24 protein-coding genes are annotated in these 23,455 nt (G+C 60.7%); 18 read left to right on the top strand and 6 right to left on the bottom strand.

Features of this window, described 5'->3' with window-relative positions:
* The first annotated feature begins 10 nt into the window (after positions 1-10).
* Both BM438_RS29910 and BM438_RS29905 read left to right on the top strand, forming a co-directional pair.
* A complete protein-coding gene (locus tag BM438_RS29910) occupies positions 11-922 on the top strand; it encodes a LysR family transcriptional regulator (RefSeq protein ID WP_093642041.1) in 912 nt (303 codons plus the stop codon).
* A gap of 177 nt (positions 923-1,099) precedes the next feature.
* Positions 1,100-1,573: an Lrp/AsnC family transcriptional regulator gene (locus BM438_RS29905; RefSeq protein WP_054035587.1), complete on the top strand. Its 474-nt coding sequence runs from the start codon at positions 1,100-1,102 to the stop codon at positions 1,571-1,573.
* A 20-nt stretch (positions 1,574-1,593) separates the two neighbouring features.
* Here BM438_RS29905 and BM438_RS45655 read toward each other — a convergent pair whose 3' ends face one another.
* Complete coding sequence (locus BM438_RS45655; protein WP_167378482.1) at positions 1,594-1,752, bottom strand: hypothetical protein; 159 nt, start codon at positions 1,750-1,752, stop codon at positions 1,594-1,596.
* Between the two features lie 69 nt (positions 1,753-1,821).
* Positions 1,822-2,721, bottom strand: a complete 900-nt coding sequence (locus BM438_RS29900) for an ATP adenylyltransferase family protein (protein WP_093642038.1) — start codon at positions 2,719-2,721, stop codon at positions 1,822-1,824.
* A 141-nt stretch (positions 2,722-2,862) separates the two neighbouring features.
* Between BM438_RS29900 and BM438_RS29895 the strand changes: the two genes are divergently transcribed.
* The 4 genes from BM438_RS29895 (at position 2,863) to otsA (ending at position 8,238) form a co-directional block, all read left to right on the top strand.
* The gene (locus BM438_RS29895) at positions 2,863-3,027 is read left to right on the top strand and encodes an FmdB family zinc ribbon protein (protein ID WP_093642035.1); all 165 of its coding nucleotides are present in this window, start codon (positions 2,863-2,865) and stop codon (positions 3,025-3,027) included.
* Between the two features lie 10 nt (positions 3,028-3,037).
* A complete protein-coding gene (locus BM438_RS29890; RefSeq protein ID WP_167378476.1) occupies positions 3,038-4,327 on the top strand; it encodes an MFS transporter in 1,290 nt (429 codons plus the stop codon).
* Positions 4,324-6,084, top strand: a complete 1,761-nt coding sequence (locus tag BM438_RS29885; RefSeq protein WP_093642029.1) for a winged helix-turn-helix domain-containing protein — start codon at positions 4,324-4,326, stop codon at positions 6,082-6,084. Before BM438_RS29890 ends, BM438_RS29885 begins: the two co-directional genes overlap by 4 nt.
* A 738-nt stretch (positions 6,085-6,822) precedes the next feature.
* Complete coding sequence (gene otsA, locus BM438_RS29875) at positions 6,823-8,238, top strand: alpha,alpha-trehalose-phosphate synthase (UDP-forming) (protein ID WP_093642022.1); 1,416 nt, start codon at positions 6,823-6,825, stop codon at positions 8,236-8,238.
* Between the two features lie 55 nt (positions 8,239-8,293).
* Here otsA and BM438_RS29870 read toward each other — a convergent pair whose 3' ends face one another.
* Together BM438_RS29870 and BM438_RS29865 are read right to left on the bottom strand one after the other, a co-directional pair.
* Positions 8,294-9,442, bottom strand: a complete 1,149-nt coding sequence (locus BM438_RS29870; RefSeq protein WP_093642019.1) for an alpha-hydroxy acid oxidase — start codon at positions 9,440-9,442, stop codon at positions 8,294-8,296.
* Positions 9,443-9,529: 87 nt separating this feature from the next.
* On the bottom strand, positions 9,530-10,765 hold the full coding sequence (locus tag BM438_RS29865; RefSeq protein ID WP_093642016.1) for a YbfB/YjiJ family MFS transporter: 1,236 nt from the start codon (positions 10,763-10,765) through the stop codon (positions 9,530-9,532).
* 258 nt (positions 10,766-11,023) lie between these two features.
* Between BM438_RS29865 and BM438_RS29860 the strand changes: the two genes are divergently transcribed.
* The 3 genes from BM438_RS29860 (at position 11,024) to BM438_RS29850 (ending at position 13,154) form a co-directional block, all read left to right on the top strand.
* On the top strand, positions 11,024-11,689 hold the full coding sequence (locus BM438_RS29860; protein WP_093642122.1) for a nitroreductase family protein: 666 nt from the start codon (positions 11,024-11,026) through the stop codon (positions 11,687-11,689).
* A gap of 127 nt (positions 11,690-11,816) precedes the next feature.
* On the top strand, positions 11,817-12,296 hold the full coding sequence (locus tag BM438_RS29855; protein ID WP_093642013.1) for a hypothetical protein: 480 nt from the start codon (positions 11,817-11,819) through the stop codon (positions 12,294-12,296).
* Between the two features lie 12 nt (positions 12,297-12,308).
* A complete protein-coding gene (locus BM438_RS29850; RefSeq protein WP_244179485.1) occupies positions 12,309-13,154 on the top strand; it encodes a 4'-phosphopantetheinyl transferase family protein in 846 nt (281 codons plus the stop codon).
* Here the strand turns inward: BM438_RS29850 and BM438_RS29845 are convergent.
* Positions 13,151-13,849 carry a 4'-phosphopantetheinyl transferase family protein gene (locus tag BM438_RS29845; protein ID WP_093642010.1) on the bottom strand — a complete coding sequence of 233 codons (699 nt, stop codon included), beginning with the start codon at positions 13,847-13,849 and terminating at the stop codon, positions 13,151-13,153. The genes BM438_RS29850 and BM438_RS29845 overlap by 4 nt on opposite strands.
* Positions 13,850-14,080: 231 nt before the next feature.
* On the opposite strand from BM438_RS29845, the gene BM438_RS29840 reads away from it, so the two are divergent.
* From BM438_RS29840 to BM438_RS29800, 9 genes are all read left to right on the top strand, one after another.
* The gene (locus tag BM438_RS29840) at positions 14,081-15,064 is read left to right on the top strand and encodes an NADPH:quinone reductase (RefSeq protein ID WP_093642006.1); all 984 of its coding nucleotides are present in this window, start codon (positions 14,081-14,083) and stop codon (positions 15,062-15,064) included.
* 22 nt (positions 15,065-15,086) lie between these two features.
* Positions 15,087-15,899 (top strand): AraC family transcriptional regulator, encoded by an 813-nt coding sequence (locus BM438_RS29835; protein WP_093642003.1) that lies wholly within the window; start codon positions 15,087-15,089, stop codon positions 15,897-15,899.
* Positions 15,900-16,159: 260 nt separating this feature from the next.
* On the top strand, positions 16,160-16,792 hold the full coding sequence (locus BM438_RS29830; RefSeq protein WP_093642000.1) for an alanyl-tRNA editing protein: 633 nt from the start codon (positions 16,160-16,162) through the stop codon (positions 16,790-16,792).
* Between the two features lie 66 nt (positions 16,793-16,858).
* Positions 16,859-17,332, top strand: coding sequence for a RidA family protein (locus BM438_RS29825; RefSeq protein ID WP_093641997.1), 474 nt, complete (start codon positions 16,859-16,861; stop codon positions 17,330-17,332).
* A 25-nt stretch (positions 17,333-17,357) separates the two neighbouring features.
* Positions 17,358-18,344 carry a pyridoxal-phosphate dependent enzyme gene (locus tag BM438_RS29820; RefSeq protein ID WP_093641994.1) on the top strand — a complete coding sequence of 329 codons (987 nt, stop codon included), beginning with the start codon at positions 17,358-17,360 and terminating at the stop codon, positions 18,342-18,344.
* Positions 18,341-19,123 (top strand): 2-oxopent-4-enoate hydratase, encoded by a 783-nt coding sequence (dmpE, locus tag BM438_RS29815; protein ID WP_093641991.1) that lies wholly within the window; start codon positions 18,341-18,343, stop codon positions 19,121-19,123. The genes BM438_RS29820 and dmpE overlap by 4 nt, the downstream gene beginning before the upstream one ends.
* Positions 19,124-19,138: 15 nt before the next feature.
* Positions 19,139-20,056 (top strand): acetaldehyde dehydrogenase (acetylating), encoded by a 918-nt coding sequence (locus BM438_RS29810; protein ID WP_093641988.1) that lies wholly within the window; start codon positions 19,139-19,141, stop codon positions 20,054-20,056.
* A 13-nt stretch (positions 20,057-20,069) separates the two neighbouring features.
* Positions 20,070-21,089 (top strand): 4-hydroxy-2-oxovalerate aldolase, encoded by a 1,020-nt coding sequence (dmpG, locus tag BM438_RS29805; protein ID WP_093641984.1) that lies wholly within the window; start codon positions 20,070-20,072, stop codon positions 21,087-21,089.
* On the top strand, positions 21,086-22,009 hold the full coding sequence (locus BM438_RS29800) for a pseudouridine-5'-phosphate glycosidase (RefSeq protein WP_208620721.1): 924 nt from the start codon (positions 21,086-21,088) through the stop codon (positions 22,007-22,009). Before dmpG ends, BM438_RS29800 begins: the two co-directional genes overlap by 4 nt.
* 56 nt (positions 22,010-22,065) lie before the next feature.
* Here BM438_RS29800 and BM438_RS29795 read toward each other — a convergent pair whose 3' ends face one another.
* Positions 22,066-23,388 carry an MFS transporter gene (locus BM438_RS29795; protein ID WP_093641976.1) on the bottom strand — a complete coding sequence of 441 codons (1,323 nt, stop codon included), beginning with the start codon at positions 23,386-23,388 and terminating at the stop codon, positions 22,066-22,068.
* Between the last annotated feature and the right edge of the window lie 67 nt (positions 23,389-23,455).

The following is a 23,455-nucleotide window of genomic DNA, read 5'->3' as shown; positions in this document are numbered from 1 at the left end:
AAAACCTGAAATGAACCTTAAGCAACTCGAAGCTTTTGTGGCGATTTCGACGCTGCATACGACTACGGCAGCCGCGCAACGGCTGGGATGCTCGCAGTCGGCGGTGAGTCGCCTGCTGAGCCAGTTGGAGGAGGATCTCGGCCTGAGCCTGTTTGTGCGCGAACAGGGCCGCCTGACGCCAACGCGTGAGGGCGACGCGCTGGTGCAGGAAGTGGAGACGATCGTCGAAGCGGCGCGGTGCCTCGAACGGCATGCCCAGCAACTGCGACTGGCCGGCACGCAGCGCAAGCTCGTGCGCATCATGGTTCCGAATACCTTTGCCCAGTTCCTGCTGCCCGCTGTGATGCAGCATTTCTACGAAACGCATCGCGACGCGGTATTGGAAGTGTTTTCGGGTACTTACGACGCTTCAGAACGCGCATTGCTGAGCCGGGAGGTCGATCTGGCGTTCGTTCGGCTACCGACGCGCCTGTCCGGCTTTTCAGTCAAATGGCGGTTCAACAGTGAATCGGTGTGCGTGATACCACGCTCGCATCCGCTCGCCCGGAACGCGACCGTCACCGCGCGCGATCTGGACGGCGTACCGCTCGTGCTGCTATGGCGTCAGAGCGCGCTTCGTCACGAAGTGGACGCAGCGTTCCGCAGCGCGCGGGTCACGCCCAATGTGGTCGCAGAGGTGCATTCGGTGAGCGTGGCGTGCGCGATGGCGGCACGTGGGGTCGGTGCGGCGATCGTCAACCGGTTGATCGCGCAATGCTGCGACACGGAACAGTTCGTGATGAGGCCATTTGTGCCGACGATCAGCTTCGAGACCGGGATAGCATCTCTCGAATCCGATCCGATCAGCGGAACTTGCCATGCATTTGCCGCGTGCCTCGCCGAAGCGTTGGACAATCTCCATGCCCTGCGCGAGGTTGACTAGTTTTACTGCGCGCCGCTATCACTTGAGGCTTCAATCCCTTTGGTGGGACCCGGTTTTTCCATTGCCTCATGTGCATCGCCCACACACGGCATGTTCGACGCAGTTCGTTGAACTGGCCGAGCGAAGGACAATCTTCCGATAGAATGGCATTTATCCGAATAAACTTCCGAGAATGCCATGACCACCAGAAATCGCCCACTGGACAACCAGGATCGGAAGATCATGCGCGAATTGCAGAAGAACGCGCGCCTGAGCAACGCCGAACTCGCCGAGCTGGTCGGCATGTCGACCACGGCATGCTGGAATCGCACGCGTCAGTTGGAGACGGAGGGATACATCCGCGGCTACGTCGCGTTGCTCGATCAGCAGAAGCTCGGTTTCGCCGACGTGGTGCTGCTCGAAGTCACGCTCGACCGTCACGACGACGACGCCCTCGCCCGCTTCGGCGCCGAACTGGCAACGTTGAGCGAAGTGCTGGAGGCGTATCTGGTGTCAGGCGATTACGACTACCTGGTCAAAGTCGCAGTCGACGGGACGGCGGGCTACGAGCGGTTTCTGCGCGAGAAGCTCTATAAAATCGCGGGCATTCGCCATAGCCGCTCGATGTTTGCCCTCCGCTGCATGAAGAGCATTCCGTCGATTGCGATCTAGTAGACGTCACGTTGCGCCATTCAGTGCTTATGGTGCAGCCAGTCCTTGATCGGATGTGCGTGCAGCCAGCGGGCGACCGGTTGGTCGTTGTGCTCCCGCCTGTAACGTATCGCGGTAAATATCACGATGCATAGCACCACCACGATTCCCACTACAAAACTGGTCATCGACTCGGTCATGGCAACCTCCTTTGAGGTCAGAACCATGCCTATATTTTAGGTGACGAGAGAAATCGCGCCTGCCCGTTCTCATTCGTCTGCAGGGATCGCGACTCGCTTCAGCACGGTCATCGGGCCGAGCCTCTTGATGACGTCCATCTGTGCCGCGTCTCGCACGAAGAGCGAGCCCGCGAACCCCAGCGCATTCACCGATGTTCCCTCGACACGTTCCGAAGACCTAGGCACAAGCAGTATCCATCGAGGCGCGACAAGCAGGTTGTACGGCGCCGAAGTGTGCAACTCGCCATTCACCTCGATCGCGCGCAGGCCAATCGCTCCGAGCAACGCGTGATAGCAATCGAATGCGGCCTGTGCAGCGTGCCTTAGGTCAGCCGACGCCAGCTCCAGATGGGCAAACGCGTGCCTGAAAGGCAGACCGGGTACCGTGCCATCAATCGCATCGTCCATGCACGCGGACTCGAGAACGGACTCAATAGGGACCGACGGACCTGACTCTCCAAGCGGCAGCGGCACGATCTGCAGATGCTTATGGAGTTGACTCGCGCCGGCCTCCACGCCGCCGTTGTAGAAACCCAGACCATCGTACTCAGCCATGCACGCAACCAACGCGGCAAAGTCCGCCAGGTCGAGCAGCGCTTCCTGCGATTTGAAGCTGCGGGTGACGATCAGAAGATGATGGTCGATGACGTTGAACTTGTTGAGCAAGGCAAGGTGAGTGTCCGAGATATCGGCCACAAAAAGGTCCGGGTCATAAGGAAGGAACGGATTGAACGTACCGGCGTCAAGCTTGGGTGCCTGTCGGGCCTCCTCCTTGCGAGTGAGGCTCGAGACCTGGCGGATAAGAAAACGTACGCCACCTTCTTCGATCACCGCCTGAGAGGTCTCGATCGGCCGCAGCGCACCACAACGCAGCGCATGCTCAGTCTGGCGCAGGATGGCCGGCCACAGGGTGCCGGGCTGGATTTGCATATCGAACCTCGCTCTGTGCACTGGCTGCGATGAGGCGCATGACTGCGCATTTGCTGCACTAGAATTAATTTTCAGACTACCAGAAAGCGCTGGCGAGCCGTAGCTGGTCAACGCAGTTGGGAATCGTGTTGGAGAAGCGCAATGCCGACGTACCAATATCGTTGCGAAAAATGTGGCGAGTTGTTCGAACACGCTGAACATCTCGCGGAACATGAGGTCGCCCATCCGCGATGCCCGAAATGCGGAAGCGAGACGTGTCAGCACGTACCGACACCATTTGTCGCCAAGACGTCGAGAAAGAGCTGAGACCTGCTCCTTGAGCCCCCGTCAACGCTGGATGATTTTCGTTGCGAGCACAGGCGGCGCGCTCGAGGTATTCGATTACGCCGTCTATGGATTTTTCGCACAAAGCATTGGCCGCGAATTCTTCCCGGCACGAATAGGCCTGCCCGCAGAAACACTGTCGTTCGCGGTCCTGGCTGCCGGTTCCATGTCGAGGCTCGTGGGCGGCATCTTCCTCGGCCGGCTAGGCTACAAGTACGGCCGGCGCATTGTGTTCACCTCGTCGGCAATGGTCGCTGCTGTGTCGACCTTGTTCATCGCAATACTTCCTTCATACGAATCGCTGGGCGTTGCCGCGCCAATGCTCCTGGTTCTGCTGCGAATCACACAAGGTTTGTGCCTGGGCGGTGAATTGCCGGGCGCAGTTATCTATGCCGTTGAAACAGAGCACGCGAAACCCGGAATCTTATGCGGCATGGTGTTTCTCGCTGTCAATATCGCGCTCATGCTTGCCATCAGTATCAATCTCGGCGTGCAGATGATTTTCACGTCGGATCAGGTCCGCGCATTCGGATGGCGGATCGGCTTTCTGGTTGGTGGTCTTCTAGGTCTGCTGAGTTTCGTTGTGCGGCGTACGTTGGCGGAAACCGACGAATATACGCGGGGAGTGAGCGCCCGGCACCGGGAGCCGCTCGCTGTTCTGTTCCGCAAGCATGCCGCGTCCGTGCTGACTGGCGTTGCTGCGGCGTCACTGGTGGGGGCGTCCAGTGGTCTCTTCGTGGCGCACATGCCGACCTATCTCCAGACTCTGCACTATGACCCGCGGAAGATTGCGAGCGCTCAGTTCCTGTATGTGACCGCCATCTCGGGCTGCATCCTCGTCACGGCCTACTTCGGGGAGCTGCTGTCGCGACGTTATGTCTTCATGTCGGGTGCGGTACTGTCGGCGCTGTTCGCTCCTTTCTTTTACGTTGCGGTGACCCGGCATCAGGTCAGCTTGCCCCTGCTGTTTCTGATGGCCGGTGTCGTCGCTTCGTTTGCAAATGGAACCTACGCGTGTGCGATTGCGGAGATGTTTCCCGTCGACGTGCGATTCAGCGGCCTCGCCACCGCCATGAATGTCGGTCTCGCCGCACCGATGGCAATAGCGCCGCTCGCCGCAAGCATTCTTGCATCCACAACAAACTGGACATTTTCACCTGCGCTTGTCGTGGTGCTTTGCGCGACATTCGCATTCGTTGCGTCGTTCCGAATGAAGCGTCACCGCGAGGAGGCTGTAAGCGTCAAGATGGGCAATGAGTCGCTGTTTCAGGAGCGCAAATGAATCCTCAGGAGTTCGTCAGGATCGGAGACACCGAACTCGATATCCAGCGCTACGAATTGCGTCGGGCTGGACAGCAGATTCCTCTTGAGCGCCTGCCGATGGAGTTGCTGATCCTGATGGCGTCCCGCGATGGACAACTCGTAACGCGCGCAGACATCGTCAGGGCGCTATGGGGCGGTAACGCTTTCCGCGAAACGGACAACAGCATTAACACAGCAATTAGAAAAATCCGGATCGCACTAGATGAAAATCCCGACCACCCATTGCATCTGACTACAGTCAAGGGGAAGGGGTATCGGCTAAACGGCACGAGGACGTTCTCCGAGGAGCCTTTGCAAATTCCCGCGGAAGCGGTTCGCGTGCTGGTTTTGCCCTTCGAAAACAACACCGGCGACTCAAGCGAGGACAGTCTCTGCGACGCGCTTGCGGACGAGACCTCCGCGAACATCGGGGTACTCAATCCCGAGCGGATTCTCGTTATTGCGAGGACAACGGCCGCCCGCTACCGGCGGGTGAATAAGAGCATCGCGGAGATCGCGCACGAACTGTCAGTCGACTATGTGCTCGAAGGTTCGCTAACACGGGACGGAGGAAGGGTTCGCATCCTGGCGCATCTGATCCGCTGTGTCGATCAGGTGCAGATCTGGAGCCGTGCACATGAGCCGATGACACGCGGTGCACTGGATATCCAGAAAGAGGTCGGAACCGCCCTTGCTCAAGAAGTCTCGCCGGCGCTCGCGCAACAGCAGCAACACATGCTCGCAAGGCGTCTGCCGGTCGATCCGATGGCGCACGATGCCTACCTGCGTGGCCGATACTACTGGACTCGGCGCGTTCATTTCGATGCGGGATTCGCCGCACATCATGCGTTAAATGACGAGGACTTCATTCGCGCGCGGAGCTACTTCGAAAGTGCTGTCGATCGCGACCCGACTTACGCGCTCGGCTATGTCGGCTTGTCGAATATCTTCGGATCGACCGCCACGCATGGGTTCTACGCGCCGTCGCACGGCTACCCCAAAGCGCGCGAATCGGCACTTCGTGCCCTCGCGCTCGATGCGAGTCTTCCAGAGGCTCACCAGGCGCTTGCCGGTGTGCACTACTTCTACGACTGGGATTGGCAACGCGCGGAAGCCGAGTTTCTGAAGGCATTGCGGCTCAACCCGAGCCATGCAGAAACCAGCCGCCTGTACGGACGGCTTCTACTGGTGCTCGGGCGAGAAGCGGAGGGACGAGCGCAGTTCGAGCTCGCCGAAAGTGTGGACCCACTGGGATTCGAAGGTTCGCGCGTATTCGGGCTCATACAGTCGGGCAGATACGAGGAGGTGATCCGCGAGTATCTCAACAGCGGGCACGGGAATAGATCGCCGTTGATCTACCAGTTGCTGGCTACTGCATTCGAAGTCCAGGGGCTATACGAAGAGGCGATCGAAGCGACCGTCGATGCATTGACACGGTGCAACGAGTTTGCCCGGGCTGCGTCCATTCGAGCGATCTGGGACTCGGGCGGCTATCAGAAGGTTCTGCAGTGGTATCTGCAGGATCTACAGACAAGGAGCCGAAAGCGCTATACATCGCCGCTCCTGTTTGCGGAATTGTACGCACGCCTCGCACAAGCAGACGAGATGTTTCACTGGCTCGAGGTCGCGGTTGCCGAGCGCTCGCCACGTTTATGTGAACTGCGCACTAACCCATGGTTCCAACACTATCGGTCGACAGGACGGTTCCGGAAAGTCGAAAAGCAAGTTGGTTACTGATCGGGTGGTCGTCGCAAGGCCGGAAGTAATCAATGCATGTGGTTTGTCGTCTGGGTCCCGTTGAGCCTCCACACGCACCTTCATACGTTGCGTGTATTACGCTCCGTCGACGTGAAGGCCCACCTGGGACGCAGGGTGCTGGTTCGTCATTTGCCGCGGTAGAACTCGCTCCGCAAGCGGCTTTGTTCTCCGCTTTGCTGTGCACGAATGAGATCCTGGTAAACCTGTTGCCGCGAGAGCGTCGCTGTGGATCCTGATTCGCCCGTCGACGCGCTGACTGTGCCGCCGACGTCCTGAGCGGCAGGTGGTGTTGCAGACTGCACCGGGTTGTCTTGCGCCCACACTTGTCCAAGAGAGAGGGAGGCGGCGCATATCGCCACGAGTCGAAGTGTTTTCATGTTGACTGACTCCAGCAAGGTAATGCGGACACGGTCAACACACGAACAGACGGTTGGCCGCAATGGCGTTTCGAACGACTTCGCATGCGGCCTCTCGTTCGTAGCGCTTGCCTCATGTTGCGGTCGGACTGCAGAAATCACTATCGAGGCAATATGAAGAAATCGTTAACTTGCACAGGCCCACGCACACGCGTGGCGGTAGGAGCGAAGCGTGCCGGCGAAGCGCAGTCGTAAGCATGTGCTGAGGACATAGTAAACTGCGTCAATCAGGAAGTGATCCTTGTCCGGCACAGCCGACCGCGCCGGATACCGTATGTGTACGCAACAACACAAGGACCTCATGAGTCGTCTCGTCGTCGTTTCAAATCGCACTGCCGATCCTCGCAAGCCTGCAGCCGGCGGACTCGCCGTCGCTGTACGAGAAAGCCTGCAGCAAACCGGCGGCCTCTGGTTCGGCTGGAGCGGCAAGATCCGCGAAGCCGCGGATGGCACGCAATCCGGCCAGGGGGAAGTTCATGTCCAAACGGCCGGCAACGTCACGCTCGCGACGCTCGATCTGAGCCGCGAGGATCACGACACGTATTACCTCGGTTACTCCAACGATGTCTTGTGGCCGGTATTCCACTACCGGCTGGACCTGGCCAATTTCGACACGCGATTCGCCGCGGGCTATCGCAGGGTCAACCAGTTATTCGCGCAGAAGCTGCTGCCGCTCCTCAAACCGGACGACCTCATCTGGGTTCACGATTACCAGTTGATCCCGCTCGCGGCCGAGTTGCGCGCCATGGGATGCACCAACCGCATTGGCTTCTTCCTGCATATTCCGATGCCGCCGCCGCTGATCATGGCCGCGATTCCGGAACACGAATGGCTGATGCGTTCACTCTTCGCATACGATCTGGTGGGCTTCCAGAGCGAAGCCGACCTGACGCATTTTTCTCACTACGTCGAATCGGAAGCGCACGCGGAACGCTTGAGTCCAGATCGCCTTCGAGCATTCAATCGAACGCTGCGGGTCGGCGCCTATCCGATCGGTATCGACGTCGACGATTTCAAGCGTCTTGCCGATTCGAAGGAAGGGCGCGACATGTTCGTCCGGATGCGCGACGAGTATTCGCGGCGGCGTTTGCTGGTAGGCGTCGACCGGCTGGACTATTCAAAGGGGCTGCCGCAACGCGTGCATGCGTTCCGCGAACTGCTGACCTACTACCCGGAAAACCGCGATAGCGCGACGCTGATCCAGATCGCGTCCCCTAGCCGCGAGGACGTCGGTGCCTACGACAATCTGCGGCGTCAGATGGATAGCCTGTGCGGCGCGATCAATGGCGACTTTGGTGAACTGGACTGGATGCCGGTGCGCTACATTCATCGGAACGTGGCCCGTAAGCGGCTGCCAGGTCTTTTTCGCGCGAGTCGAGTGGCGCTCGTCACACCGTTGCGGGACGGCATGAATCTGGTCGCAAAGGAATTCATCGCCGCACAGGACGCTGCGGACCCGGGCATGCTGGTGCTCTCGCGTTTTGCCGGAGCCGCCGAGCAATTGAAGGAAGCGCTGCTGGTCAATCCCTACGACACGCAAGGAACAGCGCAGGCCATTCAACGGGCGCTAACCATGTCGCTTGACGAGCGGATCAACCGGCACGAAGCGCTGCTTAACCGCATCCGCAAGTTCGATGTGCACTGGTGGAGTTCGACGTTTCTGCAAGCGTTGGAAGACTGCGAGCCGAATGAAGCGGCGGCGAGCGGCACCAGCTGAACATCTGGCTGAACGGCATCAACCTCGAGACGCCAGGCGTCGCGCCTGGCGTCTATCACCACCGCCTGTCAGGCAGCAGGATCCGCTCGTCCACCTGACGGACGTCAGTGTGGCCGCAAAAGGCCATGGTGATGTCCAGTTCCTTCTGGATGATCTGCAGGCACTTGGTGACACCCTCCTCGCCCATTGCGCCCAGCCCATAGAGAAAGCTGCGGCCGATCAGCGTGCCTTTCGCACCGAGCGCAACGGCCTTCAGCACGTCCTGTCCGCTGCGAATGCCGCCGTCCATCCACACTTCAATGCGCGAACCGACCTCGCGTGCGATCTCGGGAAGCGCCGAGATCGAAGAAGGCGCGCCGTCGAGTTGCCGGCCGCCATGGTTGGAGACGATCAACGCGTCAGCGCCGCTGTTGGCGGCAAGGCGCGCATCTTCTGCATCCATGATGCCTTTCAGAATGAGCTTGCCGCCCCACATCTCCTTGACCCACTCGACGTCTGCCCAGCTCAGCGCCGGATCGAACTGCTCCGCGGTCCACGAGCTCAGGGACGACAGATCACCCACGCCCTTCGCATGACCGACGATGTTGCCGAAGGTGCGCCGCTTGGTGCCGAGCATGCCGAGGCACCAGCGCGGTTTGGTCGCGAGATTGATAAGGTTCGCCGGGGTCAATTTGGGCGGCGCCGACAACCCATTCTTGATGTCCTTGTGGCGTTGGCCGAGGATCTGCAGGTCCAGGGTCAGCATCAAGGCGCTGCACCGTGCCGCGCGAGCGCGCTCGATCAGCCGCATGATGAAATCGCGGTCGCGCATCATGTAAAGCTGGAACCAGAACGGTTGAGTGGTCTGGGCGGCCACGTCCTCGATCGAGCAGATGCTCATCGTCGACAAAGTGAACGGCACGCCAAACTTCTCCGCCGCGCGCGCCGCCAGGATTTCACCGTCGGCATGCTGCATGCCGGTCAACCCCGTCGGTGCGAGCGCCACGGGCATGGCGGCCGTCTGACCGATCATTTCCGTGCGCGTGCTGCGGCCCGCCATGTTCACCGCCACACGCTGGCGCAACTTCAGGCGTTGGAAGTCGCTTTCATTGGCACGGTAGGTACTTTCGGTCCACGAGCCGCTGTCGGCGTAGTCGTAGAACATGCGCGGCACACGCCGCTCGGCAAGCACGCGTAAATCTTCTATGCAGGTGATGACAGGCACGGTTTCTCTCAGCGCAGGGAACAAGCGATGAGTGTACGTGCTTAAGACAGTCGTCCGGTACTCCGGGAATACCTGGGGATCATTCAGTCAGGCTCTGCGTAACGGCTTCTGGCAAGCCGCCAGCAGCGCGCCGGCTGCGAGCAGCAAGGCGGAATAGACCAGCCCACGGGCGAGACCCGCGCCATCCGAGACCCAGCCGATAATCATCGGCCCGACGATCTGTCCGAACGCGAACACGATCGTGAATGCGCTAATGCCCTTGCCCCAGTGGCTCGCCGGCAGATTGTGGCGCACGAAAGCCGTGGTCGATGCAACGGCCGAGAGAAACGTCGCGCCGAACAGCACGCCGGAGACAAACGCGACCCACGGTTGCGTGAACAACGCGGGCAACAGCGTCGCCACGGCGAGCAACGCGTTGAGTATGGCGAGCGCGTGACCGCCGCGCATGCGGTCGAGCAGACTGGACCACAAGCGTGCCGACACGACCGTCGCCACGCCAAGCAACAGGTAGAAGCCCGTCACCACCGCCGCGCTCATGCCCGCGTTGCGCAGCAGTGCGACGATGAACGTCATGTAGCCGATATAGCCGACGCCGAACAGTCCATAGCCCGCCAGTGCGGGGCTGAAACGCGGCCAGCGTGGCGCGTCGGCGGTATCGGAAGCATCCGCGGTCGAGGACCGGGTTGTGTGCACGCTTTCGATTTTTCTAGCGGCGCCGATGGCAATCGCGGAGAACGCCGCGCACGCAACGGCCAGTGCGAACCACGCAAACTGCCAGCCATGCACGACGTTGAAAATCGTCAATGGCACCAGCACCGATGAAGCGACGATGCCCCACCCCGTCCCGCCGTAATACAGGCCGAGCACAAGCCCTGCATCGTGCGGTCTCGCCGACGCCAGTCGCGCCGCCAGCACGCCGCCGCTGACGAAAACCGCCGCACTGCTCACGCCGGTGATCACGCGCAGCACGAGTAGCGAATGCGTGTCGTCCAGCAAACCGCTGATGGCCATGAGCAGCGCAGTGGCCACGCAGCCCGCGCCGAACAATACACCGGCCGACCAGCGGCGTGCGAGCCGCGGATAAGCCAGCGCGCCCAGCAGATAGCCCAGCGCGTTGGCGGTATTCATCGCGCCGGCTTGAGCAAAGCTCCAGCCGAGGTCGAGTTTCATCGACGGCAACAGCAACGCGTAAGCGAAGCGCGCGAGGCCCAGCGCGATCGCGCTGCCTAAGGACAGGCCGGCGGCCAGCATCAAGGTGGGGAGGCGCTGCGCCGCTTCGGTGGGCGTGGCGGTCGATGCGGCGTCGAGAGATTTTGTTGACATTGGCTAGCGTGGGTAGACAAGGATGCGGCAGGCTTGCTGCGGCATTTCGCCATCATATCTGGGGGCGCTCCGTTCGGCTGACGGTTAGTTGCGGATCAGACGCCCAACGCTTGGCTGCAAGGCCTTCTGGCCGGGCGCAGCCAGTACCAAGCCTCGGTTCAAAGCCCTGTCCAATTCATTTTCTAAATGCGAATGATTTGCATTTACGATGAAATTGGCCCATCATTCAGTCCATGCCATCAGACGAATGCCGAAATCATGATCACCGCCGACCTCAGCCGCCCCGAAACCGAAAGCAAACGCACAGCCACCGCGACGCCTGACACCGCCGCTGGGTCGAAGGCAGCGGCCGCGCTTGAAGTGCTGCTGTCGCGCCAGTCCCACTGGCCGCTCACCGAGCCGGCCCCGGCCGACGCCGAGCTCGATCTGATCTTCGATGCCGCCTTGCGCGCGCCCGATCACGGCAATTTGCGGCCGTGGCGCTTCGTCACGATCCGCGGCGACGCACGCGGCCCGCTCGGCGACGTGCTGGTCGACCTCGCCTGTGCCCGTTCGCCGGGCGAGCCGCGCTCCGCGCATGCGCATCGGCGGCAGAAGGCCTACGCGGCGCCGATCGTGATCGCGCTCGGCGCGGCAATCTCGTCTCAATCGACCGTGCCCGAGACCGAGCAATTGCTGGCGGTCGGCGCGGCGACGATGAACATGCTGAATGCGATCCACGCGCTCGGCTACGGCGGCTTCTGGGCTACGGGCGCCGACAGCTATGAGCCGCAATTGCACGACGCGCTGGGTTTCGCGCCGAATGAGCGATTGCTCGGCTTCCTCTTTGTCGGCACGCCAAAGAACGCCGGCCAAGCAACGGCACGTCCGGCCCGCAGCGACCACGTGCGCGAATGGCTGCCGCCGCAGCCGGCTAAAAATTGAAGCAAGCATCTGGCGCAAGCACTGCGTCACCGCCTATCCGTCGCGAGCGACAAGCGCTGGCCTGCGACGTGGCCTCCTCCGATCAGGCCGGCGCGACTCATTGGACCGTGTCCATTCAGGAGCCTCGATGAACTTCCGCTCTCAATACAGCAGCCGTCCCGAACTGGTCGACGATCACGCCACGGATTCCACCGACGCGCCCGATCGCACGGTCCTCAGCGCCGTGCGCACCTGGCTGCGGCCGGCATGTGAAACCGTGCGCGGCGGAGTGCATTGGCGCGACATCCTGATCGGCGTGGGCTTGCGGCAAGACGGCATTGAACATTTCGATCTGCTGATGCGTTCGCTGATGCACGTGTCCTATCGTCCGCTCGACATGCGATGCCGCTGCGCCAGCGATCTCGGCAAGGACGAAGCCGTGATCCTGCAAACCATCGCGCTGCTGCAAAAGACGCACAGCGGCGCTGCGTTGCGCATGCTGAGCGAATGGCTGCCGGCGCCGGCCGTGAGTGGCGTGTTGAAGCTGATCCGCTGGTTCGCCATCGATCTGCTCGACGCCGGTGTCGAACTCGACGTGCAAGCGCGCCGCGTCACCTATATGCATTGAGGACCCGAGCGTATGCCGTCGGAACTCGCTTATCTCGCGCCCTCGCGTGTGCGTGACAGCATCGACTCGCAGGCGACGAATAGCGCTAATACGTTGCAAGCCGATCACCCTGCTTCACTGGTTCAACCTGCTCGAACCGCACACGCGATCGTCAGCGCGGCCGCGCCGCAATTCGTCTCGCATCCGCTAACGCGCCACTATCCGCAGCGCGTCGCCGCGCTACGCGCGGGTGAATTGCATCTGTGGCGATTCCGCTGCGAATGGCTGCCGGTACCGGTGCAGGAAGGCGAAACGTGGATTTCGAAGGGAGAGCGCGAACGCGCAAAGCTTCACCCGAACTCGGCGCTACGCAAACGCTTTATCAGCGCACGCGTGGTAACGCGCTGGATCGTCGCGAATCTGTTCGACTGCGAGCCGCATGCGGTCGATCTGCAGGACGACGGCAACGAGAAACTGCGCACGCGACATCCGCATGACGGCCGCGGCATCACAATCGATATCGCGTACGCCGGCATCTGGATCGTGATCGGCATTGCGTCGACAACACTAGGCCTTAGCGTCGTCGTCCCCTCGCCGGGCGCTGCGCTTGACGAGGCTCAGGAAAACTCACGTCAACGCGCGCGTTACGGCAGCTTGTGCAATGCGTTGCGCTATGCGCCTGTCGATGTCGATCTGGATCTGCTCTCGAGCAACACCGCATCCTGTGCGTTCGATCTTGCCGAACATGGCCGCTGGCATGTGCTCGATCTGCCGATGTCGGGCAAGATTCGCGCAGCGGTTGCAATCGCCCAGCCGGTCACGCAGGTGCATGCGGTTGGATGGCCGAAGGCGTTGGTGTTTGGCGAACGAAAAGTTTAGCGGGTGAACGTTTTCGTCGACCACGCCACACATGCTGCATAGGCTTCAGGCGCTTCGATCCAGCGCGCGGCGATCTCGCGCATGTCATCCGGAATCTCATTGCGTAGCGTCACCTCGGCGCTGTCACGCGGCAGCACTGTCAGATGCTGCAAGCCACGCGTGATGCCCACGCCCGTCGTTTTGACGAGCGCTTCTTTGGCGACCCATGCGTCGTAAAACGCAGCGCGCTGCTCTTCCACGTCGAGGTTGTCGATCCACGCCGCTTCGCTCGCATCGAGCGTCAATGTCGCGATCGAATGCCAATCGAAGCTGTCGCTGCGATGTTCGATATCAACACCGACACGCCGCTTAGGCGACATCGCGATGAGCCCATGCGAGCCTGCATGCGATACGTTGAAATCGAGTGTGTTGGAATCGGCTAGATGCGGGCGATGGTTTTCGTCTAGCGTGAATCGGACAGCGTGTGCCGCAATGCCGAGATGCCGCGCGAGTTGCTCCCGCAGCACCACACGCACGGAAGCGAAACGCAGCGCATCTTCATGGCGGTGAAATTTGCCGGCTCGCGCGCGTTCGTCGTCGCTGAGTACGGCGAAGGCGGCATCCTCCAACGATGCGTCGAAAGCGAAATCGACCCGCCACAACGAAACGTCGGACGGGCCGTCATGCGGCAGGAGAACAGGTTCGATTGAAGACATCGCGAAGGTTCGAACGCAAGTGGTAAGGTCGTAAGGAAATATTCGCGACTCTACCCGATATGACGATCGAATCGGCTCTATCTCCTGCCCCGTCGGTGTGTATAGTCAATTTTTTACAAGCGCGTTCGGATGGAATGGATCAGAGTATTGGTCACATTGCGCTGAAAAGCTCGGCTGGGACACGCCGGTTTGCGGGCGCTCTTCACTAAACCAGTCTGGAGGTTGCAAGACATGAAGGCCGCACACTATGCCTCAAAAGGCTCCGCTAGAGACGTTCTGGTGGTTGACGAGCAGCCTGATCCGGCCCCTGAAGCGGGCGAAGTCCTGGTGCGCATCGCACACTCCGGCGTGAACCCTTCGGACGTTAAATCGCGCTCGGGCCTTACCAGCCCCGCCATGGATTTTCAGCGCGTTATTCCGCACAGCGATGGAGCCGGCGTCGTCGAGGCGGTTGGGGAAGGCGTGTCGAAACAGTGGATCGGACAACGAGTCTGGACGATCAACGGCCAGTGGCAGCGGCCATTCGGTACTGCATCCGAACTGATCGCGTTGCCCGAAAGCCAGGTTGCGCGGCTCCCCGACAATGTGTCGACCGAGACCGGCGCTTCACTCGGGATTCCGCTTCTGACGGCCTGGTACGCGGTGCATGTTTGCGGAGAACTTCTCGGCAAGACGGTTCTTGTCTACGGCGCCACGGGCGCGGTAGGCGGCTACGCCGTGCAATTGGCCGCGCTCTCGGGCGCCAGAGTGATTGGCGTGGCTGGCAGCCGGGAGAAGTGCGAGCTCGCTTCCCGTCTGGGTGCCGAGTGGGTCATCAATCGCAACGAGCAGGACGTGGTGGCTTCGGTACGCGAGATCACCGCGGGCAAAGGTGTGGACGCCATCATCGAAGTCGACGCAGCAGCCAATGCCGGCAAATATGGCGAGCTGCTGAAGTTTGGCGGTGACGTGATCATCTATGGTTCGGGGGCTGCATTGATCGAGGTCCCCTTCAGATCGATGATTGTTGGCTTCGCGAATCTGCGATTCTTTATCGTGTATAAATTGCCCGTTGAGGTAAGGAAAGCCGCCATCGATGTGCTCACCCCGTTGCTGGAACGCGGGGCGCTGCAACATCCTCAGGTCGAGGTTTTTCCTTTGTCGGAAATCGCGAAGGCCCACGAACGTGTCGAGTCGGGCGCGACTGCCAAGATCCTCGTCGATACGCGCAGATAGGCGAACACCGCAGGAGGCCCTGATGAAGGATCGCGTCGAGTACAAACGCAGCAAGGAGATTCCAGGTCTCGTGCTGAGCGAGGCGCGCTTCTCCGAATTCCGCTTCGATCGGCACTACCATCTGGATTACCACATCGCGCTGGTGACCGAAGGTGTTCAGCGGCAGGGATTCCATGGCGAAACGCTGCTACTGACGCCGGGCAGCATCCAGTTAATGCCACCCGGCGAAGTACATGACGGCAACAGCGCTGGGGACGAGTCGTATACACTCAAGACATTTCGCCTCTCACCCGAGTTACTGAACGGACTCGGTGAGGAGATCTCGGCGCAGAATCGTTTCCCTGCACTGGGCGGAGCGGTCCTTCAGGATTCGTCGCTTGCCGGTCATCTTTCGCGATTGCACGATGCACTGCGAGCGGCTCGGGCGGGTTCCGAGCCCTTGGCAGAACAGTCCGAATGGCTGACATTGCTTGACCGCCTGTTCGTCCAGACACGCATGGTCAAACCGCAGTTTGTCAAAGGCACACTCACCTCAGTACAGTGGCGGCGCATCAAAGAGTATTGCGATGTCCACCTGGCCGAAAAAATCACGCTCGAAGAGCTTGCGGCCCTCTGCAATCTCGAGCGCTTCCATTTCCTCAAGCTTTTCAAGCAAACAGTCGGCATGACGCCACACGCCTGGGTCGTACGACTGAGGCTGGAGCGCGCGTGCTCTTTGCTGAGTCACACTGACCACGGTCTGTCGCGGGTGGCTAACGAAGTCGGCTTTTACGATCATAGCCACTTCAGTCGCGCGTTCCGGCAAGCCTTTGGTGTATCGCCGTCGAAGTATTGACAGACCCGATCGCGGCAGACCGCGCAGCCCAAGCGCCGCACCCTCCATCACTCCCGCACCACTCGGACGAAGCTGCGTCAACACAACATTGACGCGCCACTAACGTCACGCTGCGCGTCCCGCGGACGACTGAACCCCACAAGCGAAAACCCTCAACTTTTTACAAGCGGGGCAGGTGCACGTCCTTTAACTTTGAGTCATGCGGAAAGTACGTTGTCTTTCCTGATGGCCGCACTGTACGAATCGCCCTGGAACACGAAATGACGAAACTCAGATACTACGACAGCGACGAACTGACGATGAACGCGCAGGTACTCGACTGCTCGCCCGCCGACGATGGCAAGTTCCGTGTGACGCTGGCCGAGACCCTGTTCCATCCGCAAGGTGGAGGTCAGCTCTCAGACCAAGGGACTATCGCTGGCGTAAGAATCGAGCGCGTGATTCACGAGGGCGACAAGGTGATTCACATCGCCGACCAGGAAGTCGCCATCGGCGATGCGCTGATTGAAGTATCGCCTGAGATCCGCATGCTGCACGCACGGCTCCACTCTGCCGGCCACCTGATTTCCGGCGTCGTGGAGCAGATGGGGTGGTACGCGAACAAAGGTCACCACTGGCCCGGTGAAGGACGAGTCGTTTTTGAGCCACGCGACACGCCACAGACGCTAACTGTCGAGAGCCTGGAGCAGACCGTCAACCAACTCATCGCCGATGATGTGCCGCGCCATCTGGCCGAAAAGGATGGCATCAGGTCGGTGTGCTTCGGTGACCAGCCGATGCATGGCTGTGGCGGCACTCATGTCAGCTCCGCTGGACAGATCGGCCGTATCAGGATCCTGAAGATCAAAGAGAAGAAAGGACAGCTCTCGATCCAGTACGACATCGAATCCTGATTCCCCAATTTCCCTCGTGCCGAGTGCGTCACGCGTCGGCACCTATTTCATACTCAAGGAGATCTTATGAACCGCGCTGAACTGGATGCCCGTCTCGCAGAACTCGGCATCGAACTGCAACCGCCGAAGGCGGCGATCGCCAACTATGTACCCACCGTTCTAGCAGATGGCTTCCTGCACATTTCCGGACAGGTCGCCTTCAAGGACGGCAAGCCGTTTGCCCTCGGCCAGGTCGGCAAAGAAGTGAGTATCGAGCAGGCGAAAGAAGCCGCACGGTTGAGCGGCATGGCGATTCTGTCGCAACTTCGTTCGCAACTGATGGACGACCTGGGCGTGATCCGCGTCTGCTCGGTGACAGGCTACGTGCACGCAGCCACGGAATTTACCGAGCACCCGGAAGTCATCAACGGCGCCTCGGAGGTCCTCGTTGAAGTCCTCGGTGAAAAGGGAAGGCACAGCCGCGCCGCCGTAGGCGTATCGAGCCTGCCGTTTCGTTGCCCGGTTGAGGTTTCCGCGGTCATCCAACTCAGCAAACGATAACGCCTTTCACAAACGAAGTCCTGCTATGACACTGCATATCGAAACACCGCTAATCAAGTCACGTGCGCTCTCACTCAAGATCGGCAGAACCGTTCTCCTGAAGCTTGAAGGGCTGCAACCGAGTGGTTCATTCAAGCTGCGAGGCGTTGGTTTCGCCTGCGAAGAACACAAACGCCGCGGTGCGCTCCGCTTCGTCGCTGCGTCAGGCGGTAACGCGGGGTACGCGGTTGCCTACGCGGGCCGGGAGCTTGGCGTTCCAGTGACGGTCGTCGTGCCGCAGACGACATCTGAGCGAGCCAAGGCGCTTATTCGTGGTGAAGAAGCAGAGGTCGTGGTTCATGGGGCGTCGTTCGCTGAATCCAACGCCTATGCCCTTTCGATTCTGGGGGATGGCGACGCGTACCTCCATGCGTTCGACGACCCGCTGCTGTGGGAAGGCCACGCGACGATGATCGAGGAGATCGCCCGGCAAACCGAACGCCCTGACCTGCTGGTTTGCTCAGTCGGCGGTGGCGGTTTGCTGGCAGGCGTCGTTGAAGGACTGCAGCGAACCGGCTTGGGCGACATTCCGGTGTTGGCCGTCGAGACCGACGGCGCGAGTTCCTTCCATGCGGCGCTCAAGGCGGGTGCGCCAGTCGCATTGCCGAAGATTCAGTCCGTGGCCACCTCGCTGGGCGCCAACAAGGTCGCCGCACGCATCGTAGCGCTGGCCAAGGAACATCCGATCCGGAACTGCCTCGTGACTGACGCGGAAGCGATTCAAGGCAGCGTGACCCTGCTCGAAGAACATCGCCTTCTGACCGAGCCGGCCTGCGGTGCATCGGTGGCCGCACTTGCCCACGTTCCCGAGTATTTCCCGGACGCGCAGCGCATCGTGGTCATCGCCTGCGGTGGCGTCGGCACAACAAGCCAGCAGTTGCTGGAGTGGTCCGATTTTTACCGGCTGGAGCGCGAGCAGGTCGCCGTCAGTCATTCCGATGAAGTGCATTCGCCCGAGAGTCCGCAACGATGAACGACGCGCTGATCTATTCGCTTGGCGACGAGCTGTACACCGCAGCAAAAGACTGTCGCGCGCTCGACCCGCTCACCACCCGCCACACCGATCTGACGATCGACGACGCGTACCGCATCCAGCAACGTGTGAACGCTCGCCGCACTGCAGCGGGGGAACGCATCATCGGCAAGAAGATCGGCGTGACCTCGCAGGTCGTGATGGACATGCTCGGGGTCTATCAACCCGATTTCGGCATGCTCACCGACGCGATGCTTTACGAGGAAGGCGACGCGATTCCGATCGCTTCGCTGATCCAGCCCAAAGCTGAGGGCGAGATTGCCTTTGTGCTCAAGCACGATCTGCGGGGACCTGGCGTGACTGCCGCGGATGTTCTCGCCGCCACCGCAGGCGTGATGGCTTGCTTTGAGATCGTCGATTCGCGCATCCGCGACTGGAAAATCCGCATCGAAGACACAGTGGCTGACAACGCGTCGTGCGGAGTCTTCGTTCTGGGCAAGCGCGTTGTCGATCCGCGCGAGGTCGACCTGGTCGGATGCGCGATGAAGCTGGGGAAGAACGGTGAAGTGGTCACCACCGGTTCGGGTGCTGCAGCGCTTGGGAACCCGCTTGAAGCAGTGGCGTGGCTGGCCAACACATTGGGCGAACTGAACGAGTCATTGAAGGCCGGTGAAGTTGTGCTGTCCGGCTCGCTGGCGGCGATGGTTCCGGTCGCAGCCGGCGACAGCCTCAATGTTTCTATTGACGGCATCGGCAGCTGCTCGGTGCGATTCGTTTGACCCGAAGGAGGAGACATGGCGAAGAACAAGGTGAAATGCGCATTGATCGGACCGGGCAACATCGGCACGGATCTGTTGGCAAAGCTGCAACGCAGTGACGTACTCGAACCTGTGTGGATGGTGGGCATCGACCCCGAGTCCGATGGCTTGAAAAAGGCGCGAGAGTTTGGCCTGAAAACCACGTCGGAAGGTGTAGACGGCTTGCTGCCTCATGTGAAAGCCGACGACATCCAGATCGCATTCGACGCGACGAGTGCATACGTGCATGCAGAAAACTCACGCAAGCTCAATGAACTGGGTGTGATGATGATCGATCTCACACCGGCGGCCATTGGTCCGTATTGCGTGCCGCCCGTCAATCTGCAACAGCACGTCGGCCACGGCGAGATGAACGTCAACATGGTGACTTGCGGCGGCCAGGCGACGATCCCCATGGTGTATGCGGTGTCGCGCGTGCAGCCTGTGCGCTACGCCGAAATCGTCGCAACCGTGTCAAGCCGATCGGCCGGTCCCGGAACGCGTAAGAACATCGACGAGTTCACGCGAACGACAGCCGGTGCAATCTCGAAGGTAGGCGGCGCAAAGGAAGGCAAGGCGATCATCATCATCAACCCCGCCGATCCGCCACTCATGATGCGCGACACCGTGCATTGCCTCGTAGAAGGCACGCCCGATGCCGCCGCGATCGAGAAGTCCGTACACGAGATGATCGAACAGGTACGCAAGTACGTGCCCGGCTACCGGCTCGTCAATGGCCCGGTGTTCGACGGCGATCGAGTCTCGATCTACCTGGAAGTCGAAGGCCTGGGCGACTATCTGCCGAAATATGCCGGCAACCTCGACATCATGACGGCCGCCGCCGCGCGCACCGCCGAGATGTTCGCCGAACAGATCCTGAGCGGCTCGCTCACGCTCGAACCCGTCGCTCATTAAGAAGGAATCGGACATGAACTTCAAAGGCAAGAAGGTCGTGGTGCATGACATGACGCTACGCGACGGCATGCATCCGAAACGTCACAAGATGACGCTGGACCAGATGAAGGAGATCGCGCAAGGTCTGGACGAAGCCGGCGTGCCGCTGATCGAAGTCACGCACGGCGATGGCCTGGGCGGCAGCTCCGTGAACTACGGCTTTCCCGCTCACACGGACGAGGCCTACCTCTCCGCCGTCATTCCCCTCATGAAGCAGGCTCGCGTCTCGGCGTTGCTGATTCCGGGCATTGGCACGGTGGACCATCTGAAAATGGCACACGAGCTTGGTGTGAACACGATCCGCGTGGCCACGCACTGCACGGAAGCCGACGTCTCTGAACAGCACATCACGCTCGCGCGCAAGCTCGGTATGGATACCGTCGGCTTTCTGATGATGGCGCATATGAATACGCCTGAAGGTCTCGTGAAGCAGGCGAGGCTAATGGAAGACTATGGTGCGAACTGTGTCTACGTGACCGATTCCGCCGGCTATATGCTGCCCGAGGACGTCAAGGCCCGTCTTGCCGCTGTCCGGGCGGCGCTGAAACCAGAGACCGAACTCGGCTTTCATGGTCACCATAACCTCGCCATGGGGGTAGCGAACTCCATCGCCGCCATCGAGGTTGGCGCCACCCGAATCGATGCAGCCGCCGCGGGTTTGGGCGCGGGCGCCGGTAACACGCCGATGGAAGTACTCGTCGCGGTGTGCGATCGCATGGGCATTCAGACGGGCGTCGACGTCTGGAAGATTCAGGACGTGGCCGAGGACCTGGTCGTGCCGATCATGGACTTTCCGATACGCGTCGATCGCGATGCGCTCACTCTTGGTTATGCAGGCGTGTACGGTTCCTTCCTCCTGTTTGCAAAGCGCGCAGGACAAAAGTACGGCGTACCGGCTCGTGATATCCTGGTCGAACTGGGGCGCCGTGGCATGGTAGGCGGCCAGGAGGACATGATCGAGGACACTGCGCTCACCCTGGCCAAGGAGAGATGATGCGACTAAGTGATTTTTTGGATGTCCACCCGGAAGTCGCTGCGGCGTTGGACGCAGGGCGACCGGTTGTGGCACTCGAGTCGTCGATCATCTCGCATGGCGCCCCTTGGCCAAAGAACGCCGAAACGGCGCTTGTGCTCGAAGCCGAAGTCCGCGCCCACGGCGCGATACCTGCCGCCTGCGCGATTCTGGACGGCCGTATTAAGGTCGGACTCACACGTGAGGAGATTGAGCGCCTCGCTCGCGGCGGCCGCGATGTGGCCAAGGTCAGCCGACGCGATATTCCGATTCTGGTTGCGTGTGGCGCAGATGGCGCGACGACGATCTCGGCGACGATGCTCATCGCCGACCTGGTGAAGATCCGTGTATTCGCCGCTGGCGGTCTCGGCGGCGTACATCGGGGCGCGCAGGAAAGCTTCGACATCTCAGCTGATCTGCAGGAGCTCGCCCGCACGCCGGTCGCATTGGTGTGTGCCGGCATCAAATCGATCCTCGACGTCCAGCTCACCCTGGAATACCTGGAGACGCACGGCGTACCGGTGATCGGCTACGGCACTGACAGTCTTCCCGGGTTCTTTACGCGCGACAGTGAGTTCGGTGTCGATGTGCGCCTCGACGATCCTCAACAGATAGCGCGTGTCATGAAGGTCAACTGGGCGCTAGGCCTGAACAACGGCCTTGTGGTTGCCAATCCGATTCCAGAGCCATTCGCGTTGCCACGTGAGGACATCGATCTCGCGATTGAGCAGGCACTGGCGGAAGCAGATGCGGAAGGTATCACCGGTAAGGGCGTGACACCGTTCCTTATTTCCCGTGTAAATGCATTGACCGACGGGGCAAGCGCGGAATGCAGCGTTCAGATCGGTCTCAACAACGCCAGGCTGGCGGCTGCGATAGCGGTTGCTTATGCGGCGCTTTAGAGCGGTACCGATCCAGACATCATCAACGCGTGTTTGATCAGCGGCCCGCACACGTCTTAGATCCGCTTCGCTTCCTTCGGCACGCCGAGCAGCAACGCCACGCCGCTGACGAACAACAGCGCGGTCAGTACATACAACGCATTGTCCATGCTGCCCGTGTGCGTCTTGATCAGACCGATCACCCACGGGCTGACAATCCCGCTCGTAATGCCGATGCTGCTGATGAGCGCAATTCCGGCCGCCACCGCAGTGCCCGATAGATAGCCCGACGGCACCGTCCAGAAAATCGGCAACGCCGCGAAGATCAGCACGGCCGCCAGCGAGAGAATCGCAAGCATCGCCAGGAAGCTGCTCAGATGCAGCGTCAGCAGAGACAGTGCGATGCCGCCGCCGATCGTGCAAACCGCAAAGTGCCTGCGCCGTTCGCCACGACGATCCGAGTGCCGCGCAATCAGAATCAGGCCCACTGCGCCGACCGCATTCGGAATCACGGTATATAGACTGATCGCAAGCACATCGTGAACGCCGAAGTCGCGAATCATCAGCGGCATCCAGAAGCTCAGCGTCAGCGACGCGCAGGTCAGCGAAAAATAGATGAACGCGAACAGATACACCCGCGGGTTACGCAGCGCTTGCATGACGGAGCGCGATGAATGCGCGTCCGATGAAACGCGGCGGTCTTCATCGCGCTGCGCGATCAGTTGTGCCTTCTCAGCGTCGTTGAGCCACGTTGCATGCTGCGGACCGTCAACCAGATAAAACGCGGCAAGCAGGCCGAGTACGATGGCAGGCGCACCTTCGATCACGAACATCCACTGCCAGCCGAACATCCCCATCACGCCGCCCATATCGCGCATGATCCAGCCGGACACCAGGCCGCCGAGCACACCCGCCACTGCGACGCCAGCGAAGAAAATCGACAGCACGGCTGCGCGCCGCCGCGCCGGATACCAGTAGGTCAGATACAGCACGATGCCGGGAAAGAACCCCGCTTCGAACACGCCGAGCATGAAACGCAGCACGTAAAAGTGCGTGGGTTTCGACACCAGCATCATGCCGACCGATGCGATGCCCCACAACAGCATGATCCGCGTGAACGTGCGGCGCGCGCCGAAGCGCGCGAGCAGCATGTTGCTCGGCACTTCACACAACACGTAGCCGATATAGAAGACCGCCGCGCCCAAACCATACATGGCGTCGCTGAAACCGAGGTCGTGCTTCATCTGCAATTGCGCGAAGCCGATGTTAATGCGGTCGAGGAACGACACCACGTAACACAGAAAAAGAAACGGAATAATCCGCATCGAGACCTTGCGATACAGCAGGTCGTCGTGCGCAACGGCGGACGCGCCCAGCGCGGGGGCGAGGGATTGGCTCATCGGTTATCTCCAAACGTGAGGGTCCAGCGGACCCGCTGGGTCCGGCGTCTTGATGCGCCGCGTTTCG

This window comes from Paraburkholderia aspalathi, from assembly GCF_900116445.1.
In the GTDB taxonomy this organism is placed as follows: domain Bacteria; phylum Pseudomonadota; class Gammaproteobacteria; order Burkholderiales; family Burkholderiaceae; genus Paraburkholderia; species Paraburkholderia aspalathi.
This window is presented reverse-complemented; position numbering and strand designations above follow the sequence as displayed.